This is a genomic window from Microcoleus sp. Pol14D4, assembly GCF_036701245.1.
Lineage (GTDB): Bacteria > Cyanobacteriota > Cyanobacteriia > Cyanobacteriales > Microcoleaceae > Microcoleus.
This window is the reverse complement of record NZ_JAUBQM010000018.1, coordinates 60527-80508: the sequence shown is the minus strand read 5'-3', so window position 1 is coordinate 80508 and position 19982 is coordinate 60527. Positions and strand designations below refer to the sequence as shown.

25 protein-coding genes are annotated in these 19982 nt (G+C 47.1%); 13 read left to right on the top strand and 12 right to left on the bottom strand.

Annotated elements, in window-relative coordinates; all coding sequences use genetic code 11:
* The first annotated feature begins 119 nt into the window (after positions 1-119).
* The 3 genes from QUA33_RS09765 to QUA33_RS09755 all read left to right on the top strand — a co-directional run bounded on the left by QUA33_RS09765 (position 120) and on the right by QUA33_RS09755 (position 1332).
* Positions 120-449: a hypothetical protein gene (locus tag QUA33_RS09765; RefSeq protein ID WP_333148440.1), complete on the top strand. Its 330-nt coding sequence runs from the start codon at positions 120-122 to the stop codon at positions 447-449.
* A 279-nt stretch (positions 450-728) separates the two neighbouring features.
* The gene (locus QUA33_RS09760; RefSeq protein WP_333148439.1) at positions 729-1058 is read left to right on the top strand and encodes a flavoredoxin; all 330 of its coding nucleotides are present in this window, start codon (positions 729-731) and stop codon (positions 1056-1058) included.
* Positions 1059-1071: 13 nt separating this feature from the next.
* A complete protein-coding gene (locus tag QUA33_RS09755; protein WP_333148437.1) occupies positions 1072-1332 on the top strand; it encodes a hypothetical protein in 261 nt (86 codons plus the stop codon).
* 40 nt (positions 1333-1372) lie between these two features.
* On the opposite strand, the gene QUA33_RS09750 is transcribed toward QUA33_RS09755, so the two are convergent.
* On the bottom strand, positions 1373-1603 hold the full coding sequence (locus QUA33_RS09750; RefSeq protein ID WP_333148435.1) for a type II toxin-antitoxin system Phd/YefM family antitoxin: 231 nt from the start codon (positions 1601-1603) through the stop codon (positions 1373-1375).
* Between the two features lie 256 nt (positions 1604-1859).
* On the opposite strand from QUA33_RS09750, the gene QUA33_RS09745 reads away from it, so the two are divergent.
* Positions 1860-2126 (top strand): prevent-host-death family protein, encoded by a 267-nt coding sequence (locus QUA33_RS09745; RefSeq protein WP_190733723.1) that lies wholly within the window; start codon positions 1860-1862, stop codon positions 2124-2126.
* Positions 2123-2443, top strand: coding sequence for a type II toxin-antitoxin system RelE/ParE family toxin (locus tag QUA33_RS09740; RefSeq protein WP_333148433.1), 321 nt, complete (start codon positions 2123-2125; stop codon positions 2441-2443). Before QUA33_RS09745 ends, QUA33_RS09740 begins: the two co-directional genes overlap by 4 nt.
* 5 nt (positions 2444-2448) lie before the next feature.
* Here QUA33_RS09740 and QUA33_RS09735 read toward each other — a convergent pair whose 3' ends face one another.
* Positions 2449-2643 (bottom strand): hypothetical protein, encoded by a 195-nt coding sequence (locus QUA33_RS09735; RefSeq protein WP_333148431.1) that lies wholly within the window; start codon positions 2641-2643, stop codon positions 2449-2451.
* A 227-nt stretch (positions 2644-2870) separates the two neighbouring features.
* Entirely contained in the window at positions 2871-3572 is a 702-nt protein-coding gene (locus tag QUA33_RS09730) for an alpha/beta fold hydrolase (RefSeq protein ID WP_333148429.1), read from the bottom strand.
* A gap of 152 nt (positions 3573-3724) precedes the next feature.
* Between QUA33_RS09730 and QUA33_RS09725 the strand changes: the two genes are divergently transcribed.
* Complete coding sequence (locus QUA33_RS09725; protein WP_333095175.1) at positions 3725-4204, top strand: NUDIX domain-containing protein; 480 nt, start codon at positions 3725-3727, stop codon at positions 4202-4204.
* Between the two features lie 580 nt (positions 4205-4784).
* Positions 4785-6518: a hypothetical protein gene (locus QUA33_RS09720; RefSeq protein ID WP_333148427.1), complete on the top strand. Its 1734-nt coding sequence runs from the start codon at positions 4785-4787 to the stop codon at positions 6516-6518.
* A 240-nt stretch (positions 6519-6758) separates the two neighbouring features.
* Here the strand turns inward: QUA33_RS09720 and QUA33_RS09715 are convergent, their stop codons facing one another.
* Together QUA33_RS09715 and QUA33_RS09710 are read right to left on the bottom strand one after the other, a co-directional pair.
* The gene (locus tag QUA33_RS09715; RefSeq protein WP_333148425.1) at positions 6759-7496 is read right to left on the bottom strand and encodes a methyltransferase domain-containing protein; all 738 of its coding nucleotides are present in this window, start codon (positions 7494-7496) and stop codon (positions 6759-6761) included.
* A gap of 7 nt (positions 7497-7503) precedes the next feature.
* Complete coding sequence (locus tag QUA33_RS09710) at positions 7504-7701, bottom strand: hypothetical protein (protein ID WP_333030091.1); 198 nt, start codon at positions 7699-7701, stop codon at positions 7504-7506.
* Positions 7702-8278: 577 nt separating this feature from the next.
* Here QUA33_RS09710 and QUA33_RS09705 point away from each other — a divergent pair.
* Entirely contained in the window at positions 8279-10822 is a 2544-nt protein-coding gene (locus QUA33_RS09705) for a mannose-1-phosphate guanyltransferase (protein WP_333148423.1), read from the top strand.
* Between the two features lie 95 nt (positions 10823-10917).
* Here the strand turns inward: QUA33_RS09705 and QUA33_RS09700 are convergent, their stop codons facing one another.
* Complete coding sequence (locus QUA33_RS09700) at positions 10918-11073, bottom strand: hypothetical protein (protein ID WP_333069697.1); 156 nt, start codon at positions 11071-11073, stop codon at positions 10918-10920.
* On the opposite strand from QUA33_RS09700, the gene QUA33_RS09695 reads away from it, so the two are divergent.
* The gene (locus QUA33_RS09695) at positions 11060-11617 is read left to right on the top strand and encodes a single-stranded DNA-binding protein (protein WP_333148421.1); all 558 of its coding nucleotides are present in this window, start codon (positions 11060-11062) and stop codon (positions 11615-11617) included. The two genes, QUA33_RS09700 and QUA33_RS09695, sit on opposite strands and share 14 nt — an antisense overlap.
* Before the next feature lie 164 nt (positions 11618-11781).
* Here QUA33_RS09695 and QUA33_RS09690 read toward each other — a convergent pair whose 3' ends face one another.
* The gene (locus QUA33_RS09690) at positions 11782-12129 is read right to left on the bottom strand and encodes a hypothetical protein (RefSeq protein ID WP_333148419.1); all 348 of its coding nucleotides are present in this window, start codon (positions 12127-12129) and stop codon (positions 11782-11784) included.
* A 357-nt stretch (positions 12130-12486) separates the two neighbouring features.
* Positions 12487-12720: a hypothetical protein gene (locus QUA33_RS09685; protein ID WP_333148417.1), complete on the bottom strand. Its 234-nt coding sequence runs from the start codon at positions 12718-12720 to the stop codon at positions 12487-12489.
* Positions 12721-12941: 221 nt separating this feature from the next.
* Here QUA33_RS09685 and QUA33_RS09680 point away from each other — a divergent pair, with 221 nt between their 5' ends.
* The gene (locus QUA33_RS09680) at positions 12942-13166 is read left to right on the top strand and encodes a helix-turn-helix domain-containing protein (protein ID WP_333143057.1); all 225 of its coding nucleotides are present in this window, start codon (positions 12942-12944) and stop codon (positions 13164-13166) included.
* Between the two features lie 66 nt (positions 13167-13232).
* On the opposite strand, the gene lipB is transcribed toward QUA33_RS09680, so the two are convergent.
* Positions 13233-13913 (bottom strand): lipoyl(octanoyl) transferase LipB, encoded by a 681-nt coding sequence (lipB, locus tag QUA33_RS09675; protein ID WP_333148415.1) that lies wholly within the window; start codon positions 13911-13913, stop codon positions 13233-13235.
* A 151-nt stretch (positions 13914-14064) separates the two neighbouring features.
* On the opposite strand from lipB, the gene hpf reads away from it, so the two are divergent.
* On the top strand, positions 14065-14718 hold the full coding sequence (gene hpf / locus QUA33_RS09670; protein WP_333095162.1) for a ribosome hibernation-promoting factor, HPF/YfiA family: 654 nt from the start codon (positions 14065-14067) through the stop codon (positions 14716-14718).
* A 175-nt stretch (positions 14719-14893) separates the two neighbouring features.
* Complete coding sequence (locus tag QUA33_RS09665) at positions 14894-15532, top strand: Uma2 family endonuclease (protein WP_333148413.1); 639 nt, start codon at positions 14894-14896, stop codon at positions 15530-15532.
* A gap of 128 nt (positions 15533-15660) precedes the next feature.
* Here the strand turns inward: QUA33_RS09665 and QUA33_RS09660 are convergent, their stop codons facing one another.
* The 3 genes from QUA33_RS09660 to QUA33_RS09650 form a co-directional block, all read right to left on the bottom strand.
* Positions 15661-16119: a peroxiredoxin gene (locus tag QUA33_RS09660; protein ID WP_333148412.1), complete on the bottom strand. Its 459-nt coding sequence runs from the start codon at positions 16117-16119 to the stop codon at positions 15661-15663.
* A 289-nt stretch (positions 16120-16408) separates the two neighbouring features.
* Positions 16409-17305 (bottom strand): metal ABC transporter permease, encoded by an 897-nt coding sequence (locus QUA33_RS09655; RefSeq protein ID WP_333148409.1) that lies wholly within the window; start codon positions 17303-17305, stop codon positions 16409-16411.
* A gap of 405 nt (positions 17306-17710) precedes the next feature.
* A complete protein-coding gene (locus QUA33_RS09650) occupies positions 17711-18520 on the bottom strand; it encodes a metal ABC transporter ATP-binding protein (RefSeq protein WP_333095155.1) in 810 nt (269 codons plus the stop codon).
* A 102-nt stretch (positions 18521-18622) separates the two neighbouring features.
* Here QUA33_RS09650 and QUA33_RS09645 point away from each other — a divergent pair, with 102 nt between their 5' ends.
* On the top strand, positions 18623-19861 hold the full coding sequence (locus tag QUA33_RS09645) for a metal ABC transporter substrate-binding protein (RefSeq protein ID WP_445243231.1): 1239 nt from the start codon (positions 18623-18625) through the stop codon (positions 19859-19861).
* Positions 19862-19982 lie beyond the last annotated feature (121 nt).

The window sequence follows — 19982 nt, the reverse complement described above, 5'->3', positions numbered from 1 at the left end:
AATATGGCTCAAGCTCAACGACTTGCTGGCTTTGGTCTTAACACACTCAAGGAATTATTTAGAATGAAATAGCCCTGGTATTAAACCGCATATTGACTATTAGGGCATGGTGTAAAAATATGAACGGAATTATTAAGTTTTTAGATCATAATGGGATGCGTCCTATTATTGCTTTGGTTGTGATCGCTGGTGCTTTGGTTATCACTCTCAAAAGTGATAAAATTTGTGTGGTGCAAGTAGAATACCCCCCAGTTACTTCAAGAGCTGCTGGAACGCAACCCCAAATCATTTTTAGAGACAATCCTGTTTGCTCAAAGTATTTTGAAATAGCAGCATTGGTATTGGGTGGACTTCTAGGATTAACTGCACCAGATAAATCGAGCAGATATCAATCGGAAGATGAGGCAGCAAGAGAGCAGCAAACAAAATTCGAGAAAAACAAATCATAGAGGGATGATTGATTGATGAGCTGGTAGCTTGAGTTGATGCCTGGAAACCCAATCTCTTTTTCCACTCACAATCTTACCCATTTCCACCATTCCAATGCGATGATTGCACTAATAGCGATCGCCCATCACGCATAAAGAGCGATCGCCCCTCGCACCAAATAGCAAACACTGCGATGATTCTACGGAGTGCGATCGCGTGAGTAAAAAAAGATCGATCGCCCTATGGACAAAGATTTCTGCTAAGGTATAGCGCGTACTTAAATCAAACAGCCTACACTTGTGGAAAGAATTCCAAACGAGGCCCTAGTAGTTCGTGGCGGTCGAAATCGCCCAGAAGATATTAAACGCAGTACGGCAACTCACCCCAGCGGCATCACGGGAATTTCTGTAGAATGTGCAGTAGGATTATCTGTAGCAGAGTTAGCAGTGACAATCCCTCACGGACAAGTTGGTGTGACGACAGTAAGTGAGGTGCGATCGTCCGATGGAGATGTCATCCGTACTTCTGGCCGAAGTCCAAATCATGCAACATTAACGGGCTTAACACCAGAACAAGCAAGTCTGCTGCTGACACCAACGATTCCTAATCCATCACAACAATCATCCTGAGTAAACTAAAAATATGAAATATCCCAGAATCTTTGCAGATTTTCATAATGCGGATGAACAAGGTCGCCTTCGCCTAAATTGCGTTGGTACGATTGAAGATTTGAGTCGCCAAAATATTAAGTTGGAAGATGGTCAATTGCTAGCATTGTATGACGAAGAGTTAGAAGTCGATGGGATAGTGCAATATTCAGAAGAGGAAAGTCTTTGGGTTGCAGTAATTGATTGGAAGCAAATTAGGCAGGTAGAGGATATGCTTGTTCAAGCAACAGTCTAGTGCGAGTTCGCTCGCTAAATTCGGGTATCGAGTAAAAGTTTCATTCTAAAACTTCCCACAGTTCGGCGACAGGAGCAATTAAATCTCCTAATATTTCACCGCTTCCTTTCATTGTGCCAAACGCGGGGCGTGGGGTTTGGGTAGTGGCAGGATAGATAATCACTAATGGTTTCCCTTCATGGATGATGGTGAGGGGGGTTTTAGTACGTTCGACCTCTATAAATAGAGTCTGGAGGGTTTGGGGTAATTCAGTCGTGGTAATTTGTGCCATTTGTTGACTGCTCACAATCTTATTCTATTTCTACTATGATAATGCGAGGATTAGACGGAAAGCGATGCTTGAGTGAAAAAAGATCGATCGCCCCTCGCACCAAATACCAAACACTGCGATGATTGTACAGAGAGCGATCGCCACTTTCTTATACTCGGAAGGGTCAGGTTTTGCCGATAGTAAACCGGGTCGAGGTCAATAAGGGGCGATCGACACTCGTTATAATCAAAGTATCAATTCTCCACCAGATGCCGCGATGACCATCAAAGAACTCCTCATCCAAGAAATCGATAGCACCCCTGACGAACTACTTGCGGATCTTCTCAGTTTGGTACGATCGCTAAAATCCACTCCAAACCCCCAACTTAATACCTACGAACAACTGCTAGAGCGCATCGACTACCTAGAAGCCATCATCGGCATCCGCAAAGGACTCGAAAGCTTCGATCGAGGTGAAGGTATTCCAGCCGAGAGAGCCATGACAGCGCTACAGCAGCAGTTCAACATCCCTCCTCGTCTATGAGTTATCAAGTCCTAATCCAACCACCCGCCTTTCAAGAAATTGAAACCGCCTACCGTTGGATGTGCGATTATCTGAGTGCTGATACCGCAAATCAGTGGTACTACGACCTCCAAGATGCGATCGCATCTTTGCAACAGTTTCCTTACCGTTGCTCACTTGCACCCGAAGCTGCGATCATTGGTCGGGAAATTAGACAACTTTGGGTTGGTAAAGGAAGAACCTATCGGATTCTGTTTGTGGTGGAGGGCGATACCATTGCGATATTACATATTCGTCACCGCCGTCAAGCCCCTCTCGATACTGAATCGCCAGAGTAATCGCATCAAATAGTCAATAAAAATCGATCGCCCCTCGTCGCACCAAATACCAAACACTGCAATGATTCTACGGAGTGCGATCGCACATAATCATCATCCCTAATTTGCGATCGACCTCGCGCATCAATTCTCCACAAAGCATCCGGCTCAAATTCGTTATCTGCGTCCAAGCGCACAGTAGCATAGTCGCCCAATTCCACCCAGCAAACGTATAATTTGATTGTGTGGTTCGCCGTGACTTCTGAATCTTACCGATGATGCCACATAAAATATTTTTTCACTCTATTCAGTTAGCGATAAAAATTCAAGCAAACAGAGCATCGGGGGGGCGAGTTTTGCCGCACTAAACTCGCTCCTAATATCAAATTCTAACTAAATCCTTCCCTTAAACCTTCTGCTTCTTCCTTCGCGTCTTCGCGGTTCGTTTCTAACGCAAATACTCAATCCAAGCCGGCAAAACCTCCGACGAACCGTACCACTTCCCCGGAGAACGAGGCGAATGCCAAACCCCCTCCAAAACCAAATTTTCGGCCCCGTCCAAAACAGCAGCTTCCACCGGCGTAATTCCATCTCCCCAAGTTTCGCCCTTCCCCACAGTCAACTCGTAACTTTTATAAGCCAGCCAAGTTCCAAAACCCCGCTTGCCAAAAACAGCCTTCCCAGCAGCGCACACGTAGCGCACCTGCGGGTGAAAAGCCCCCGGATAGTGAATTTTGACAAAATCTAGATTTTTGCGCGTCCAGCGCTCTTGAGAGACGTGCGGCGTGCCTAAAGTGATTAAAGTATTCACACAGGGGTGAGCTTCCCACAAACCCGCGTCCTCAACCACGTCGCCGTGAATCGTGTAAGGCTTTTCGCCCAAATAGATGCGAGAAATCCAGCCGCCGGCGGAATGACCCACGAGATTGATCTGGGGAACGCCGTATTGCTGTAACATTTGTTTGACCGTGCGATCGAGCTGTCGCAAAATTGGCACCATCGACCGCCCGCCAAAAGTCGGCAACCAATCTCCCTTCCGCAGAGGCACTGTTACTGTTGGGAAACCTCGATCGACCAGAGACTTTTCTAATTCGCGATAGTCGGAAGCAGCAGCAAAATATCCTGGTAAAATCACGGTTGGTAATGGCATTGTCAATTTGAGATTTTAAATTTTAGATTTTAGATTTTGCGGCCGGAGTGCTACGATCTGTTTTTCAAGTTCAAAGACACTTGCCGAAGCATCCTTTGGATTGCTAACATCTGCCGCTCGTTAAACCTTTTGCTTAGGGAATATCTACTTCTATGGCTCGCGAGCCGATTCAAACATGGTATTTTACCCTAGTTGTCGTTCACTTAGAAGACCGTTTTCTACTGGTACAAGAGCGCAAGTACGAGCAGCAGTGGTATCTCCCAGCAGGGCGAGTGGAAAAAGGGGAAACTTTGCTGGAAGCTGCTATGCGTAATACCCGCGAGGAAGCGGGCATTTCCATCGTCGTTGAGGGAATTCTCCGGGTAGAGCATACAGTGATGCCTAAGGGTAATGTGCGCCTCCGAGTCATTTTTGTGGCTCGTCCGCAAGATAAGACGCCTCCCAAAAGCAAGCCGGATGAGCATACTTTGTGCGCGGGCTGGTATTCTCTCAAGGAATTAGATCAGTTGTCGTTGCGGGGAGAGGAAGTTCGAGAAATGTTTCAATATATGGCAAGCGGCGCTCCAATTTATCCTATCGACTTGCTCACCATCGAGGGAGCTCCTTTTAAAAATTACCGCTATCGCTGGTGAATCTGTCGATTTTAGATTTTAGACTTCGGCGTGAGTGCGATCGCCCTTACGATTTTAGATTTACTTGCAGCGCAGTGACTCAGGGAGCAGGAACTTTAATTTACAATTTTTAGAATCGACCCTGACGCTAGTGTCGCGGGCTTGTACTCATTTTGGGGCGGGGCCACCGAGGGGCTGCGGGCTGGACTGACAGCCACTCGATCAGTTTTTAGATGGCGTAACCGAATTGGAAACGCCGATCCATCAAACCTGTCGATCGTGTTTAATAAATTTGGTTCAGTTTCGGACCCATGAATTTTCATCAAGGTCGATCGGGCAACTTCGAGGGCGATCGTGCTAAAATCATACCTTTGAATTCCCAACCTCTCCTCATTAAAACGAATTCACACTCAATCACAACCACAACAATATAAATTACCAATCTCCCAATCTCCCAATCCCCCAATCTCCCAATCTCCCAATCTAAAATCTAACAATCTCCCAATCTCCCAATCTCCCAATCCCCCAATCTAAAATCTAACAATCTCCCAATCCCCCAATCCCCCAATCTAAAATCTAAAATCTAAAATCTAAAATTTAAATGACTGACTCTTCCTCCCTAGCCAACACCCTTTCCGAACCGCTGCGCCAGCCTTATTGGTGGGCAGCCCTAGCTTCTGTCAGCCTTCACGGAGTGCTCGGAGTAAGTGCCCCGACGCTCTCAAACATAATTTATGGTGGAAATTCTTCAAAAAATATTCCCGGTTCTGTAGGCTTGGTAGAACTAACTCCCGCAGAAGCCGGTCGCCTGCCACAAACCACACCACCGCGCGCGTCAAATAAGCCGTTTACGCCATTTTCGATCGCACCAGTTCCCCTTCGACCCGCGCCAAAGTTAGCCCCGCCCTTGCCCCCCCCACCTGATACCATCAACTTGCCCGCCATGCCGCCGGGAATGCCGCCTCCTGGATTCTTTTCCCCTCTCCCTCCTTCCCCTCTCCCGCCCTTCACGGCCCCAACAGCCCCGCCACCTCCCAAAACTCCATCCCCAACAGTCAGAGCCCCCTCGCAGCCAATACCCACTTTCGTCCCACCCGTACCTCCCAGCGGTTTCCTTTTCCCACCTTTACCTGGTAATTTCGATCGCAATATCCCGCCGCCACCATCGCTGCCAGAAGCGCCCCAGCTTCCCGGCGGCGGCTCGGAAGATGAAGCAGAGACGCTCAAAAAGATCATAGCCAGTAGAGGCGGACTCCCACTATTTCCAGACGGAGCTCCAGTCTTTACCCCGGAATTCCCAATTGGCAGGAATGTGGGACCCGATGGAGTACCAAAATTGACTCAAAAAGATCCCAATAAAAGGAATCTCATCGCAGAAACTCCCGAAGAAAGAATCAGGAGACAACAATTTGAAGATGGACAGCGACAGCTAGGACAGTCTGGCCAACCAGCTTCAAACTTACCCAGCGACAGAGAGACACAGCTTGCGGCTGCAAATACCTATGTTGCTTTGTTTGAGAAATTCAAAAAGGCTTATCCTGACTTGGAAATGACGGGCCCGACTCCTGTGAATGTCCCTTATCCCGTAACAGCTTGCTCGCAAAAACTCCAAGGAACAGCAGTTTTTGGAGCAGTTGTCAGCCCTCAAGGCTTGCTCAGGGCAGAGCCTCAGTCGATCGTCCCCACTGGTTACGGTATTCTCGATAATGCGGCTAAAATTGCGATTATTAGCCCTTCTCTAACATTTTCAGCAGCCAGCACGCACAAGCTTTACCAACTGGCTGTCGAGTTTAAGTACGACGAAAAAGTTTGCAGTGGCATTCCTGTCACCCCAACCAGGCCCAACCCACCAGGCCAGCAGCAGCCAGCGCCCGCCCCGACAGCGCCCAGGAGACCAACAGGCCAGCCGCCCTCCCCAGCGCCTACAGAAGTGAAACCGCAGTTTGAGAAGCCGCCGGCCCCCTCCACCAAACCGCAGCCCGGGGCCCAACCGTCGCCCTCGGTACCAAAGCCTGCAGCTCAACCGTCGCCCTCGCCTGAACCAAAACCAGCCGCGGAACAGTCACCTTCTCCTCAACCGCAACCCGCCGAAGAGTCCCCACAGCCGCAAGTGTCCCCATCTCCTGCCGCCGAAGAGTCCCCGCAGCCGCAAGTGTCCCCATCTCCTGCCACCGAAGAGTCCCCGCAGCCGCAAGTGTCCCCATCTCCTGCCGCTGAAGTGTCGCCCTCACCTGAAGCAGCGCCATCTCCTGCCGCTGAAGTGTCGCCATCTCCGACCCCGGAAGTGTCGCCGTCGCCGGAAGCTGCGCCATCTCCTGCAGCTACCGAAAATTAATTGGGCATAAGTAAGAGGCAATCGGGAATGGGTAATATCCAATCTGCTTGCTTCACTATTGTGAGTTAGTAGTTAGTAGGGTGCATCAGCTTGAATATTTGTTGCTTCTCAAACTAAGTTCTACTTGCTGACGCACCCTACTTTATCCACTAAGAATTAAGTTTTTTTGCGTCGGCCCTACCCGACTTTGGACGATTGAATTTTTGACGATAAAGCTAATTACCTATTCCCCTTAACCACTCAATTGTATTGAACTTTATACATTTGAAATAAGTCGCCGCTTTGCTTTTTTATTACCTTAGCGCCCGCAGCTTTAATCATTTTTTCCCAATCTTCTATGGTCTCTAAAAATACTTCGCCGGCTCGATAAGTTTCCAAAATTGCCCAATCTTCTGCTAAAGGAGCATCGGGGTTGAGGACATCAAAAACAAAATGACCGCCCGGTTTTAGTACCCGCTTTACTTCTCCCATGACAATACTCCAATAGTCTATGGGATAGTAACAGCTAAAGCCTGTAGCAAGGCATAAATCGAACTGAGCCTCCTCGTAATTTAACTGGTGAGCGGGAGCCCATTCTACGCCTTTGAACAGCTTAGAATTGAGCTGAGGGCCGCGAGCGTTTAAGGCGTCTCGCGCTGCGCTGCTGATTTCTTGACCGTAAAAATATGCCTCCCACTCCCGCCAAGGGTAGATCAGAAAGCTGACTCCGCAGCCAATGTCTAAACAGCGCTGATTTTTTTGAGGTTTGGCAATTTTCCAGAAGGGAGAAACTGTTTTTTCTTGGAGAGTTCCTGCAACAGATTCTAGGAAAATCGGCATTGCTTCGACTTCTTCGGGTAAAGCGAAAGCTTCTCCCCGGTATTCGCGATCGAACCGAGAAGCGACTTGCGACAGTAAAACTTGCCAGCTATCTGATTTTCCTTTAGCAAACCAAGTCTGCTCCTGACCCGCTACTGGGCGATCGGACTTTTTAGACATTCTTGAATTACCTTTTAGAAGCTTTGAGAGCTTTTGTAAAGTTTTGGCGGTAAGGCTTATTAAAAATTAACGCCGGCCAGAGCAGCGACAGCTTCAGGCGGTTTGCAAAACTTCTGTCGAAGTTAGTGCGATCGAAACCATTCCAAAATTTCCAAATACCGCCGCCGTAAGCGATCAGCAATGCCAAGCTAATTAATGTACTCATTTAAAAAACCCCTAAGCAATGGATAGGATTTTGGGTCAGCCAGTCAAAGCGTTACCCTTAATCTATCATTTATCAGATGCCAAAGCGCACCGATAGCCGTAGCAATTCCACCTTCAGAAAGAGACTTAAAAATCCCCGTTGGCCACAAACTTAAAAATAACACCCCCGAAATAGCTTTCACCGAGTAAGCAAGAAGGGACTTCTGTCAAAAGTCGAGGATTCTGAAGAATTATACCATTTTAGATGGAAGAATTGAAGAATTAAAGCATTGGTAATGACTGATGACGGAAGGGTTTCGAGTACGGGCATACAGTTGCATTCTGTTTTTTAACTGGTATCGCCCAACATCCCCTACAAATCCGAGTTCGACCGGGGGATTGGTGTGATGCCGGAAGTTCTAATTCGGTTGAAATCGGTTGCTGCTGGGGGACAGCGCGGTCAAACGGGATTGCCCAGATGTATAACTACTCAAAGATATTTTACTAAGAACTGATTCCTGGTGGCCAACGAATTACAGCAGGCAAACTTTTTCTAGCGGACAATAGCGGTAGAGAGCTTTCTAAGCAAGGAGGATTTTATGCGTGCAGTGCTGATGGCTGGGGGGTCGGGAACGAGGCTCAGACCCCTGACGTGCGATTTGCCCAAACCGATGGTGCCGATTCTCAATCGCCCGATCGCAGAACACATTATTAATTTACTAAAAAGGCATCAGATTACGGAAATTATTGCGACGCTGCATTACCTTCCCGATGTCATGCGGGAATATTTTACCGACGGGGCAGAGTTTGGCGTTCAAATGACTTACGCTGTGGAGGAAGACCAACCGCTGGGTACGGCTGGTTGCGTCAAAAATATTGCTGAACTGCTAGATCAAACTTTTCTGGTCATCAGCGGCGACAGCATCACAGACTTCGACTTAACGGCAGCGATCGAATTTCACCGCAGCAAGCAATCCAAAGCCACGTTAATTTTAACTCGCGTTCCCAACCCGATGGAATTCGGGGTCGTGATTACCGAGGAAAATTACCGCATCAGTCGCTTTCTGGAAAAGCCTTCTAGCAGCGAAATTTTCTCCGATACTATCAATACCGGCATTTATATTTTAGAACCCGAAGTCTTGGATTACCTGCCGGTAAATCAGGAGTGCGACTTCTCCAAAGACTTGTTTCCCCTGCTGCTGGAAAAAAACGAGCCGATGTACGGCTACATCGCCGAGGGTTACTGGTGCGATGTCGGCCAGCTTGATGTTTACCGCGAAGCTCAGTACGACGCGCTGCGGGGAAAGGTCAAACTGAATTTAACCTATTATAACCAAGTTCGATCGGGACTTTGGGTAGGTCAGAATACTTTTATTGACGATAGCGCGATCGTCGAAGTACCGGCGATGATCGGCAACAATTGCCGAATTGGAGCCCGAGTTAAAATCGATGCCGGTACAGTGATCGGAGATAACGTGACAGTCGGGGCGGACGCTAATCTCAAACGTCCCATCGTGTGGAACGGAGCAATTGTCGGTGAAGACGCTCATCTTAGGGCCTGCGTGATTTGCCGGAGTACCCGCGTAGACAGGCGCGCTCACGTCCTCGAAGGTGCTGTCGTCGGTTCAATGTCCATTGTGGGAGAAGAAGCGCAAGTGGGGCCAAGCGTGCGCGTCTGGCCGAGCAAAAATATTGAATCCGGTGCTCTGTTAAATCAAAATTTAATTTGGGGAGAACAAGCTAAGCGGAATTTGTTCGGTCAACGTGGGGTTCAAGGACTGGCGAATGTGGATATTACCCCGGAATTTGCAGTGAAATTGGGCGCGGCTTATGGCTCGACTTTGAAACCTGGGACTTCGGTATCGGTTTCTCGCGACCAGCGGAGCATTTCGCGGATGGTTTCGAGGTCTTTGATTGCGGGTTTGATGTCGGTGGGAATTAATGTGCTCAATTTGGAATCGACGGCAATTCCGATCGCGCGCACGGTTTCGTCTACGCTGTCGATTGCTGGCGGCATTCACGTTCGCATTTCGCCCGATCGCTCCGACCACATTTTAATTGAATTCTTCGATATCAAAGGCATCAATATTACTAAAGGAGCTGAGAAAAAAATCGAGGGGGCTTATTTTAAGGAAGATTTGCGTCGAGCTCTAATTCCCGAAATTGGAGAGATGACGTACTTTAACCAAGCTCTCGAAGTTTACAACCGCATTTTTGAGCGGCAGATGAATGTTGAGGCAATACGCTACAGCAATTCTAAGGTGGTAATCGATTACGTTTACGCGGTTTCTGGAGCAATTTTACCCCAAATGCTTGCCAAGTTCGGCTGCGATGCGGTGGTCCTCAATGCCAGTCTCAAGCAGACTTCTCTAAGCAACGGGGAACGGGAATATTTACTCGACCAACTCGGCCGGGTGGTGAAAGCACTCAGCGCTAATTTCGGAGTGCAGGTATCGGCTAACGGCGAACAGCTCATTTTGGTAGATGAGTCTGGGATAGCGATTCGCGGGGAAATGCTGACGGCGTTGATGGTAAATTTGATGCTGACTTCTCATCCCAAAGGTACAGTAGTAGTGCCGGTTCATGCGTCTTCTGCAGTGGAGGCGATCGCCCGGCGCTATCAAAGTAAGGTAATCCGCACGAAGGCGAACCCAACTGCTTTGATGGAAGCTGCTAACAGGAACCCGAATGTGGTGTTGGGTGGCAGCGGCCTTATGGGTTTTATTTTCCCGCAGTTGCATCCCGGATTTGACGGAATGTTCTGCATTGCGAAAGTGATAGAAATGATGACGATTCAGGAGCGATCGCTCGGACAGATCAAGGCGGAACTTCCCCGCATCACCCACCGCAGTTACAGCGTCCGCTGTCCTTGGACTATCAAGGGTTCGCTGATGCGACATTTAGTAGAAACTCATTCGCCCGATCGTTTAGAATTATTAGATGGAGTGAAGATTTTTAACTACAGCGACGACAATTGGGTATTAGTTTTACCCGATGCTAGTGAACCGACGGTTCATATCTTCGCCAACAGTGAGGATCGAGATTGGGTATCTGAAACTTTGAAAGAGTACCGCGCCCTCGTTCACGATTTTGTCAGTCAAGCCGAGGCTGCGGTTCTCCAAGATAAATTTGGTAACGTGTAATCCGCAATCGGGCATTTGCCAAACAGGGCATTGGGCATTGGCAATGGGGAATTGGTAATGCAAAAGTAAAAAAATAAAATGCGTTATTTTAAGTTTTACCTTTTTACTTGAAAGTTCATGCCCAATTCCCAATCCCGAATTCCCTGTTTGGCCAATTCCCAATTCCCGATGCCCAATTCCCGATGCCCTGTTTGCCCAATTCCCAATTCCCAATTCCCAATTACGCACAGATAACAGATGAATAGCTGCATTTTGATGGCGGAAATAATTCAACAACCGCAACTCCGTTATACTCCTGACAATCAACTTCAAATCGCTGAGATGTTGGTGCAGTTTCCCGGCCCAAAACCCGAAGATCCGCCCGAACATTTGAAAGTGATAGGATGGGGAAATTTTGCTCAAGAAATTCACGAGAAATATCACGAGGGCGATCGCGTGATTATTGAGGGACGGCTGAGCATGAATACGATCGAAAGAGATGGTATTAAAGAAAAGCGCGCTGAACTGACAGCTCAAAGGATTTACAGTGTCGGCGCCGATGCAATGAGTTCGGCTCCCCCAACTAGAACCGCCCCGGAACCGGGTCAAATTCGCGACAGCGCGCCGGCTAATGTGCCGAGCAATGTAGTGCCTTTAGGCTCGCGGAACCGCAGTTCTAACAGCGCTCCAGGTGGCGCTAACCGCACGTCTAGTTCGGATTGGAACTCGCATCAGTCTTCAAATTCTGAGTCCGATCGCCCGTCGGGTTCGTCTAACGAACCGGAAAATCCCGATTACGATCCGATTCCGTTTTAAAAAGTAGAGTGCGTCACTTTACGAGCGATCGCAAAACTTCGCCGTTCGATCGAAAGTGACGCACCTTAATTTAAGGGCGATCGCACTTCAGGAAAAAAAAGGGCGATCCTCTTCGAGGGCTGCGCTAAGGAGTTTGGCCCAACTACGAGCTCTCATTGCAAATTTTACAGCTCGATCGTCACAACTTTTTTCTTGCTTTTTTCGTCGCGCAGCACGACTGTATTGTAGGGTGATGTATCCGTCCCCAGCGGAATTGGCAGCTTAAAGCTGCCGCTCTTATGGTTAAGTTCGCCTAAATCAATGCTTTTCGTTATATTGCCATCTGTTGCCAGATAAGCGGTAAGTTCGCCTTTATAATCTTCAATCAAAAAGTCTCTGAAGAAAAGGACTTCCCCAGCACCATCGACATCGATAGCAAGGATGACCGTACCGTTAAACGTTGCGCCTTTTTCTTCTTCATGAACCGTCGCCATTTTAATTTCCGAGGGGTCTTGACCGGACATATCTGGCATAAATTTTTTCTCCTGAGCGAAGCGCAATAATTAACAAGAATCTTACCTGAAGCTAGGGGCGATCGCAAAACTCTTAGGACGTATTTCTGCATCGGTCTTGCTTCTGTCTGAGGTTATAGAAGCCCGCGATCGCGCATTCTACCAATTCTCTCAATTATTGAGTTAGTAAGTACAGACAGTTAAAACGATCTCTATAATACCCCCAAGTCTCGCAAACACCGCCGCGTTAATTCGCTTCAATATTTAGCATCCTTAGTCGAGAGTTTTTAAGTGATTGGGTGGAGAATTAAGCCTGATGTTTTTGATAATTTAAGAGCGATCGCACTTGGCTCGAGAAAGGGCGATCGCCCTTAAAGATTATTCTTTCCAGTAACGGGTTAAAATCCGCATTACTTCACCGGAGATCGGGGACGGTAAAGGCGGGCTCCATTCCCCAACTTCTGCAAAACCTAAAACGTGCAGCAGATTGATGAGGCTTTCTACTCCTTTGGGAATCCCGCAAATCAACAATCGGATCGGTTGCTTTCCGATGGGTGCGTCGGGAATTTCTTCGCGCAGGAGTTCGGGAACTGACTTTGGCTGTGATATCATCAGTTTTAACTACACAATAGTCGGATAGCTATCGCCCTTGAGTTTTCGAGGCCAAGGGGCGATAGCTTTTCCGTTTGGACATTCTGAGTATAGGTCATTTTCCCAACTTAGTCAACTGCCAAGCTCAAATAATTTACCGTAGCGGTTAATTAAAGGATAGTGAAGGTTGCGGGATGGTAACATCAGCTTGCAAAGTCCAGGCTATTAATTGAGCATCAACAGTGGTCATCCGTTGGAAATTGGCAGTTGTAATGGCCGAGCGAAATATCAGCAATAAAGAGTTGGCTGCTTTGGTGGGAATGCACCCAACTTCCTTTTCTAGACTCAAAACCCGCCGTCGCCTCACGAGAATTGACGAATCCACTCTCAATGCTCTGTGCAAAGCACTAAACTGCCAACCGGGCGATTTAATGGTGTATGAGGAGGAAAACTCCGATCGCACTTAAAAAACCGACTGCGATCGTTACCAGTAAGGTTGACAGCGACGCACCCTACAGATTCGTGAAGCGAAGCTATCCCGTAGGGAATCGCACAATTTCCACTGCAAAAACGCGAGCAAACTCAGCGACAACGAGCGATCGCACTCGATCGACCTCAATTCCCGGAATAAACTGCTCTAAACTGCCAACAGGTCGATCGGGAATCCCGCAAGGTACAATTTGCCCAAAACCTGCGAGATCCGGACAAACATTTAAAGCAAAACCGTGCATCGTAATCCAGCGGCTGACTTTAATGCCGATCGCGCCTACCTTGCACCCATCCACCCAAACCCCAGTCATACCGGGAACCCGCGAACCCTTCAACCCCAAAACTTCCAGCACCCCCAGCAGCACTTCCTCCAACTGTCGCAAATACCAGTGCAAATCAGGCTGGTGGCGCCGCAAATTTAAAATCGGATAGCCCACCAATTGGCCCGGACAATGGTAAGTCACCTCACCACCCCGTTCAACTCGGTGCAATTCCGGCTGAGTTTCGCTGTCAAATTTCAGAAATTCCAACTTCGCGCCCTGTCCCAAAGTATACACCGGCGGATGTTCCACCAAAATCAGCACATCTGGCAAATCTGGGTTTTCCCGGCGCTCTTGCACGAGTTTTTTCTGGATTTCCCAAGCTTGGGAGTAGGGAACTTGTCCCCAATCGAGGAGCAAGCAGGCTTGTGTATTTAGCGGTTGATGGATTAGAGGAGAAACCATGCAAAAAATCAATAGTATTTTTACGGAATATTGGCCCAGTTTAAATCAAGAATTGTCAACATATAATAAAAGATTTGGAAGATAAGTGTTTTCCAGAATACATAGTGCTATTGTATAAAATATACCCAAGTTACAGAAGGGAGGGAGCTCTATGAAGCTTGTTATCCAGGGTAAAAATATAGAAATCACCGATGCGATTCGCGAGTACGTCAATCAAAAGGTTGAAAAGGCAGTTAGCCATTTTCAAACTTTGACTACAGAAGTGGACATACATCTATCGGTGGCTCGTAACCCCAGGATCAATCCTAAGCAGACTGCTGAGGTGACAATTTATGCTAACGGCAGCGTGATTCGGGCTGAAGAAAGCACGGAAAGCCTGTATGCCAGCATCGATTTGGTTGCCGACAAGATAGCTCGTCAACTGCGGAAATTCAAGGAAAAACGCCACGACAACAAGACCCACAGTAGTGTTAAAACGGTTACGGCAGTTGAAGAACATCCTGTAGTAGCGGATCTGATTGGCGATCGAACTCCCGAACTTCCTGCTGAGGTGGTGCGGACTAAGTATTTTGCCATGCCTCCAATGACTGTGCAAGAAGCTTTGGAACAATTGCAGATTATCGATCACGATTTCTATATGTTCCGTAATGCGGAAACAGGCGAAATTAATGTGCTCTACGAACGCAAGAGTCACAGCGGCTATGGAGTTATCCAACCCCGCCACAGCAACGGTAACGGTAATAGCAAAAATGGCAAAACTGCCGAAAGCGCTACATCTGAAAAATCGAGTGTTGCGAAAAGCTAGATAATTGCTGAGTGCTAATTGTTAATGGCTGCAAGCCGTTAGCAAAAAAGGACTAAAGTCCTTACTACGAACCACGAGTTTTTAGTAAGGACTTTAGTCCTTTCTTGGTTTTTTTAGATAATGATTCGTAGTCAGGACGTTGCTGATATTGCCTAGAGAAAATGGATGAAAAATTATGCTATTGGAGTTAAGACAATTGAAGATTCAGCCGGGTCAGCAATTACTGGTTGAGGATGTTAACTGGCAACAATTTGAAAGTATTTTGGCGGAATTAGGAGAACGTCGTGCTTCCCGACTTTCCTATAGTAACGGAAGGTTAGAAATTATGGTTCCTCTGCCCGAACATGAAAAAGCCAAGGAAATTATTGGCGACATGGTAAAAATTTTGTTGGAAACACGACAAATAGCATTTGAGTCGTTGGGTTCGACAACGTTGAAAAATGAACGCATGAGTCAGGCTGTCGAACCGGATACCTGTTTTTACATTCAAAATCAAGTAGCGGTTATCGGTAAAAATCGCCTCGATATGAGTGTCGATCCGCCCCCAGACTTAGCTATAGAAATTGATCTCACCTCTCGCACGCAGTTGGATAATTATCAAATTCTACGAGTGCCGGAACTTTGGCGATACGCAAGGCGAGGGCTACAAATCAACGTCTTGCAAGCCGAACAATATATTGAGTCTGATGTTAGTCCCACTTTCCCCAATATCCCGATTGTTCAACTGGTGAACCAGTACACTCAGCAGAGTCAAGTTGCTGGTAGAACCCAGGCTATTCAAGCTTTTAAAAATTGGGTACAGGAAAACCTCTAGTCTGAGAATTTCCGTTCTCACTAAAAACCCTTTGTTCGCCGTCAGGAATTTAGTTTTTTCTTGTTTTTTAGACAATGAGGGATGAGGACTTTCGTCCTCACTACCAACAATATATTTAAGCAAATCATCTAACTTTTGATGGTTTCTAAAGTTTTGAGTGCTTCTGCAACGTGTGCTTTGAAGTCTAACATGGAGTCAAAAATATGCTTGACAACGCCTTCTTTGTCAATGACATAAGTAACTCTACCGGGCATAATCCACAGGGTAGCTGGAACCCCGTACAATTGCCTAACTTTGTTGCCAGTATCACTCAACAAAGTAAAAGGTAACTGATACTTGGCCGAAAATTGCTGGTGAGACTGCTGCGAATCTTCGCTAATTCCTATGACTTCTGCACCTGCGTCTTTGAAGACTTCGTAGCTATCTCGAAAGGCGCAAGCTTGAGTAGTGCATCCGGGTGTGTCGTCTTTGGGGTAAAAGTAAACTATGACGTTTTTTTTACCTTTAAAATCTTTGAGGCTGACTGATGTGCCAGTTTGAGATGGTAAGGTAAAATCTGGTGCGGTGTCTCCTACTTTGACTGTCATGTTTTTTAACTGAGTAGCTCTGTTTGAGTGAAATTTTAACTTTTGTTATTGTACAGTCTTTTCTGACGAATAGTTGGCAGTTGCGATCGCCCGGTTCGGTATCATCCCATGCTTGCTTTCTGGCACTTAAACAAAAAACCCTTTTGACAACATCGGGATGCTGCAGGTGATTCGCAATTAGGTGGATTAATTGGAGAACCTTTTTTGAAACGCAGATGCACGGGGATTAACGCAGATTGTTATTGAAAATTGGAGGGGCGGGGCTGAATCGTTAACACAAAGTTAATTGTTATCGGCCTTTAGTTAAATTTTTTAATTCCCGCCAGATTGGAGGAATTTGACCGGAGTGTGTGCGGGGCTGGGTGAGGATTCCTTGAGTGGGACTGAACAGCAATGATAGCACGAATAATCCCGATGCAACTAAAACTATTGCGGGCCCGGATGGTAAGTTATAAAAGTAGCTGAGATACATTCCGCTAATGCTGGAAATAACTCCGATTATTGCTCCTAAAATCATTACTTGGTGCAAGCGAGTGACTAGGAGATATGCGGTACTTGCGGGTGTAATTAATAGGGACAAAACTAGCACTACCCCAACAGCTTTGAGGCTGGCAACTATCGTGAGGGCGATGAGTACCATCAGTCCGAAGTTGAGCAGGTTTACTGGCAAACCTGTTGCTTGCGCTCCTAATGGATCGAATGTGTAAAATAGCAGTTCTTTGTAAAAGACTACTACAACTAATAAGACTACGGCGACAATAACGGCTGTGTCGATCGCATCTTCGACAGTCACGCCCAGGATGTTGCCGAACAGAAAGTGGTTGAGGTCGATTTTGTTGTCTTTTTGGACGATCGTAATTAAGGTGATGCCGAGGGCGAAGAATGCCGAAAATACGATGCCCATTGCCGCGTCTTCTTTGATTGTCGATCGAGCTTTGATCCAAGCTATGATGACTGTACTCAAAACTCCGGCAATGAACGCGCCGATAAAGATATTTGCTCCGAGGATAAATGCGATCGCCAATCCGGGCAAAACCGAGTGGCTGATGGCGTCTCCGAGCAAGGCCAGTCGCTGTACCATTAGGTAGCTGCCGACGATCGCGCAGACGATGCCGACGAGAATGGCAATTACGAGCGATCGCTGCATGAATCCGTACTGCAACGGCTCAATTAAGGTTTGTAGCATAAAATTATAAAATCACAGTTAACTAATGACTAACAACCAAAGCAACCCGGTTTGATCTGAGAGGTTGCACCATTCTCAATAAGCTTTTTATGAACAGGCTTTCCGGTGGGTGAAGCGAGAAAATTCACTTTTTGTGGAACAGGCCGGAAAGCCTGTTCTTGAGAATGGTGCAAGATGTGAGTTCGATCCGAGATTTATCGTTTCCCAATTCAAGATTATCAAAAAAACCGGGTTCAAGAGTGTAACTCCTAGATTAATGACCAAGAATTTCAAAGGTGGTACCCGCCACGTGATTTATGCGTGGAATCAATGCAAAATCGAAAATCGAAAATCCTCAAGCCCCCGCATTTATCCATGGGGTCGCCTCTAAAATCTAAAATCTAAAATCGATTGACTGCTGGCTAATTAAGCTGCTTGTCCGGCAAAGAACATTACTTGTCCGCCGTAGGCGCGGTAAAGGTTTTCTTGGGTTAGCACTTCTTGGCGGGAACCAGCAGCAATCAATTCTGTATTTAGCAAAATTAAATCGTCAAAATTAGTGATTGATTCGCCTAAGTCGTGGTTGACTACTAAGACGATTTTTCCGGCATTTGCTAGTTGGTGGAAGATGTCAAAAATGATATTTTGAGTTTTTTGGTCAACGCCAACAAACGGCTCGTCAAAGCAGAAAATAGAGGCTTCTTGGGCTAAGGCTCTCGCTAGAAATACTCGCTGTTGCTGTCCGCCGGAAAGTTGTCCGATCGGTCTGTCTTTGTAAGCACTCATGCCTACTCTTTCTAAGGCATCGGCAGCGGTGCGGCGACTAGCTGCCGAAAAGCGGCGGAACCATCCGGCTTTTCTGACTCTTCCCATCATCACGACATCCCAAACGGTGGCGGGATAGTTCCAGTCAATTTGCGATCGCTGCGGCACGTAGGCTACTGTTTCGAGTCGATCGGCGATCGCTTCTTCCCCCCAGGTAACAGTGCCGCGAGCTGCCGGAATTAAGCCCAACATTGCTTTGATCAGCGTGCTTTTGCCGGCACCGTTGGGCCCAATAATACCCGTCAGCCTTCCCGGTTTGACGGAAAGATTGATATCTTTGAGTGCCTCTACCGTGCGGTAGTTTACTGCTAAGTGCTTAACAGTGATAATTTCAGTGTCGGTAGCGCTGTCTTTGAGGTGGCAAACCATTTGAGACCAAGGATTCTCGTTGGGGAAGGCGGCGGTATTCATTGGGGTGACTCTATATCCTTTTTATTAAGTTTACTGTAAAAATGAAAAGAATATGAAATCATCGGTAAATAGGAATAATCGGGAACGCACCAGAGGTAGATAATGCGACAGTCCAAGCTGGAAACCCCTCAAACCATAGGCTTTGTAGCGAAAATCTCAAGTCGGTTAAAACTTCTCATATCTTCCACCATTCTCAATCAGAGGCAAGAGGCCTGTGAAGCGAAGAGTGAGTTTTCTTGTGGGGTGGGCATCCTGCCCGCCCATAGAAGGGTGATTGAGAATGGTGCCAGATGTGAGTTAAAACCGACGGCAATTGTAAAGCAATCCTATCAAGGGGAGTTTAGCTGTGAGTGGGGGATTGAAACCTCCCGCCCTGCATTGGACAAGTCCAAGGTATTTTTGATTAGAAGTATTGCCTGCGGCATTTTGACTGTGGGTTTATTTAGTTGCGCTCAAACCCAGGGCGATCGCCTCTATCCAGAGGCAGGTGCTAAACCCAAGGTAGTTGCTACCAGCACAATTATTGAGGATTTGACCGATCGAGTAGCCGGCGGCGAAGTTCAGCTAACAGGAATTTTGCAGCCGGGAACCGATCCTCACGTTTACGAACCGGTGCCAAAAGATTCTCAAGCTTTAGAACAAGCTAACTTAATTTTGTATAACGGTTACAATTTAGAACCGGGATTAATTAGGATGATGAATGCCGCCGGAATTAAGGCGCGGAAATTAGCAGTGGGTGAAGTTGTCAAGCCTTTGCTACTGAATAAAGAAGGCAATACCGTACCCGATCCGCACGTTTGGGGAAATGTGGAAAATGTAGTTCAAATGGTGGAAGCGATTCGGGATGCGCTAATCGAACTGTCGCCGGAAGATCGGGAGAAGTTTACGCAGAATGCTGTGAAACTTACTGAAGAGTTAAAACGCTTGGATAGTTGGATCGAACAAGAGATTAAAACTATCCCTGAAAATCAGCGCAAATTAGTAACAACTCACGATGCTTTTCAATATTACAGCCGGATTTACGGATTGGGAATTGCTGACAGTTTGATCGGGATTAGTACGGAGGAACAGCCCAGCGCTCAAACGGTGCAAAAGTTAGTAGAATTGGTGAAAGCTGCGGGAGTTCCTGCTATTTTTGCCGAGACTACAATTAACCCGCAACTGATTAAAACTGTGGCGGAGGAAGCGGGGGTGAAATTGGCAGCGCAGCAACTTTATTCTGATTCGATTGGGGCGCCCGGAAGCGAGGGCGATTCTTATGTGAAAATGATGTCTGCTAATACTCGCACCATCGTCGAAGCTTTGGGGGGGAAATACACGCCGTTTGAAGTTAGCAAGTAGCAAGTATGGCGCCCCGGAAGAGTTTTATTTTCTCTGCAGGGTGACAGCTAGCTGACGCAGCCTACAAGTTTCAGTAGGCTTGCATTGCATAAGTCTTTGATTGATACAGAAACCGCAGATT

Bases quoted from the DNA above. Each gene is read 5' to 3' on its own strand.
- lipB (WP_333148415.1), bottom strand. From the start codon at position 13,913: ATGGTTTCTCCTCTAATCCATCAACCGCTAAATACACAAGCCTGCTTG.
- QUA33_RS09665 (WP_333148413.1), top strand. From the start codon at position 14,894: ATGCTATTGGAGTTAAGACAATTGAAGATTCAGCCGGGTCAGCAATTA.
- QUA33_RS09690 (WP_333148419.1), bottom strand. From the start codon at position 12,129: ATGCCAGATATGTCCGGTCAAGACCCCTCGGAAATTAAAATGGCGACG.
- QUA33_RS09650 (WP_333095155.1), bottom strand. From the start codon at position 18,520: ATGAATACCGCCGCCTTCCCCAACGAGAATCCTTGGTCTCAAATGGTT.
- QUA33_RS09725 (WP_333095175.1), top strand. From the start codon at position 3,725: ATGGCTCGCGAGCCGATTCAAACATGGTATTTTACCCTAGTTGTCGTT.
- QUA33_RS09655 (WP_333148409.1), bottom strand. From the start codon at position 17,305: ATGCTACAAACCTTAATTGAGCCGTTGCAGTACGGATTCATGCAGCGA.
- QUA33_RS09745 (WP_190733723.1), top strand. From the start codon at position 1,860: ATGACCATCAAAGAACTCCTCATCCAAGAAATCGATAGCACCCCTGAC.
- hpf (WP_333095162.1), top strand. From the start codon at position 14,065: ATGAAGCTTGTTATCCAGGGTAAAAATATAGAAATCACCGATGCGATT.
- QUA33_RS09685 (WP_333148417.1), bottom strand. From the start codon at position 12,720: ATGATATCACAGCCAAAGTCAGTTCCCGAACTCCTGCGCGAAGAAATT.
- QUA33_RS09740 (WP_333148433.1), top strand. From the start codon at position 2,123: ATGAGTTATCAAGTCCTAATCCAACCACCCGCCTTTCAAGAAATTGAA.
- QUA33_RS09720 (WP_333148427.1), top strand. From the start codon at position 4,785: ATGACTGACTCTTCCTCCCTAGCCAACACCCTTTCCGAACCGCTGCGC.
- QUA33_RS09710 (WP_333030091.1), bottom strand. From the start codon at position 7,701: ATGAGTACATTAATTAGCTTGGCATTGCTGATCGCTTACGGCGGCGGT.
- QUA33_RS09705 (WP_333148423.1), top strand. From the start codon at position 8,279: ATGCGTGCAGTGCTGATGGCTGGGGGGTCGGGAACGAGGCTCAGACCC.
- QUA33_RS09730 (WP_333148429.1), bottom strand. From the start codon at position 3,572: ATGCCATTACCAACCGTGATTTTACCAGGATATTTTGCTGCTGCTTCC.
- QUA33_RS09645 (WP_445243231.1), top strand. From the start codon at position 18,623: ATGCGACAGTCCAAGCTGGAAACCCCTCAAACCATAGGCTTTGTAGCG.
- QUA33_RS09695 (WP_333148421.1), top strand. From the start codon at position 11,060: ATGAATAGCTGCATTTTGATGGCGGAAATAATTCAACAACCGCAACTC.
- QUA33_RS09660 (WP_333148412.1), bottom strand. From the start codon at position 16,119: ATGACAGTCAAAGTAGGAGACACCGCACCAGATTTTACCTTACCATCT.
- QUA33_RS09755 (WP_333148437.1), top strand. From the start codon at position 1,072: ATGAAATATCCCAGAATCTTTGCAGATTTTCATAATGCGGATGAACAA.
- QUA33_RS09765 (WP_333148440.1), top strand. From the start codon at position 120: ATGAACGGAATTATTAAGTTTTTAGATCATAATGGGATGCGTCCTATT.
- QUA33_RS09700 (WP_333069697.1), bottom strand. From the start codon at position 11,073: ATGCAGCTATTCATCTGTTATCTGTGCGTAATTGGGAATTGGGAATTG.
- QUA33_RS09750 (WP_333148435.1), bottom strand. From the start codon at position 1,603: ATGGCACAAATTACCACGACTGAATTACCCCAAACCCTCCAGACTCTA.
- QUA33_RS09715 (WP_333148425.1), bottom strand. From the start codon at position 7,496: ATGTCTAAAAAGTCCGATCGCCCAGTAGCGGGTCAGGAGCAGACTTGG.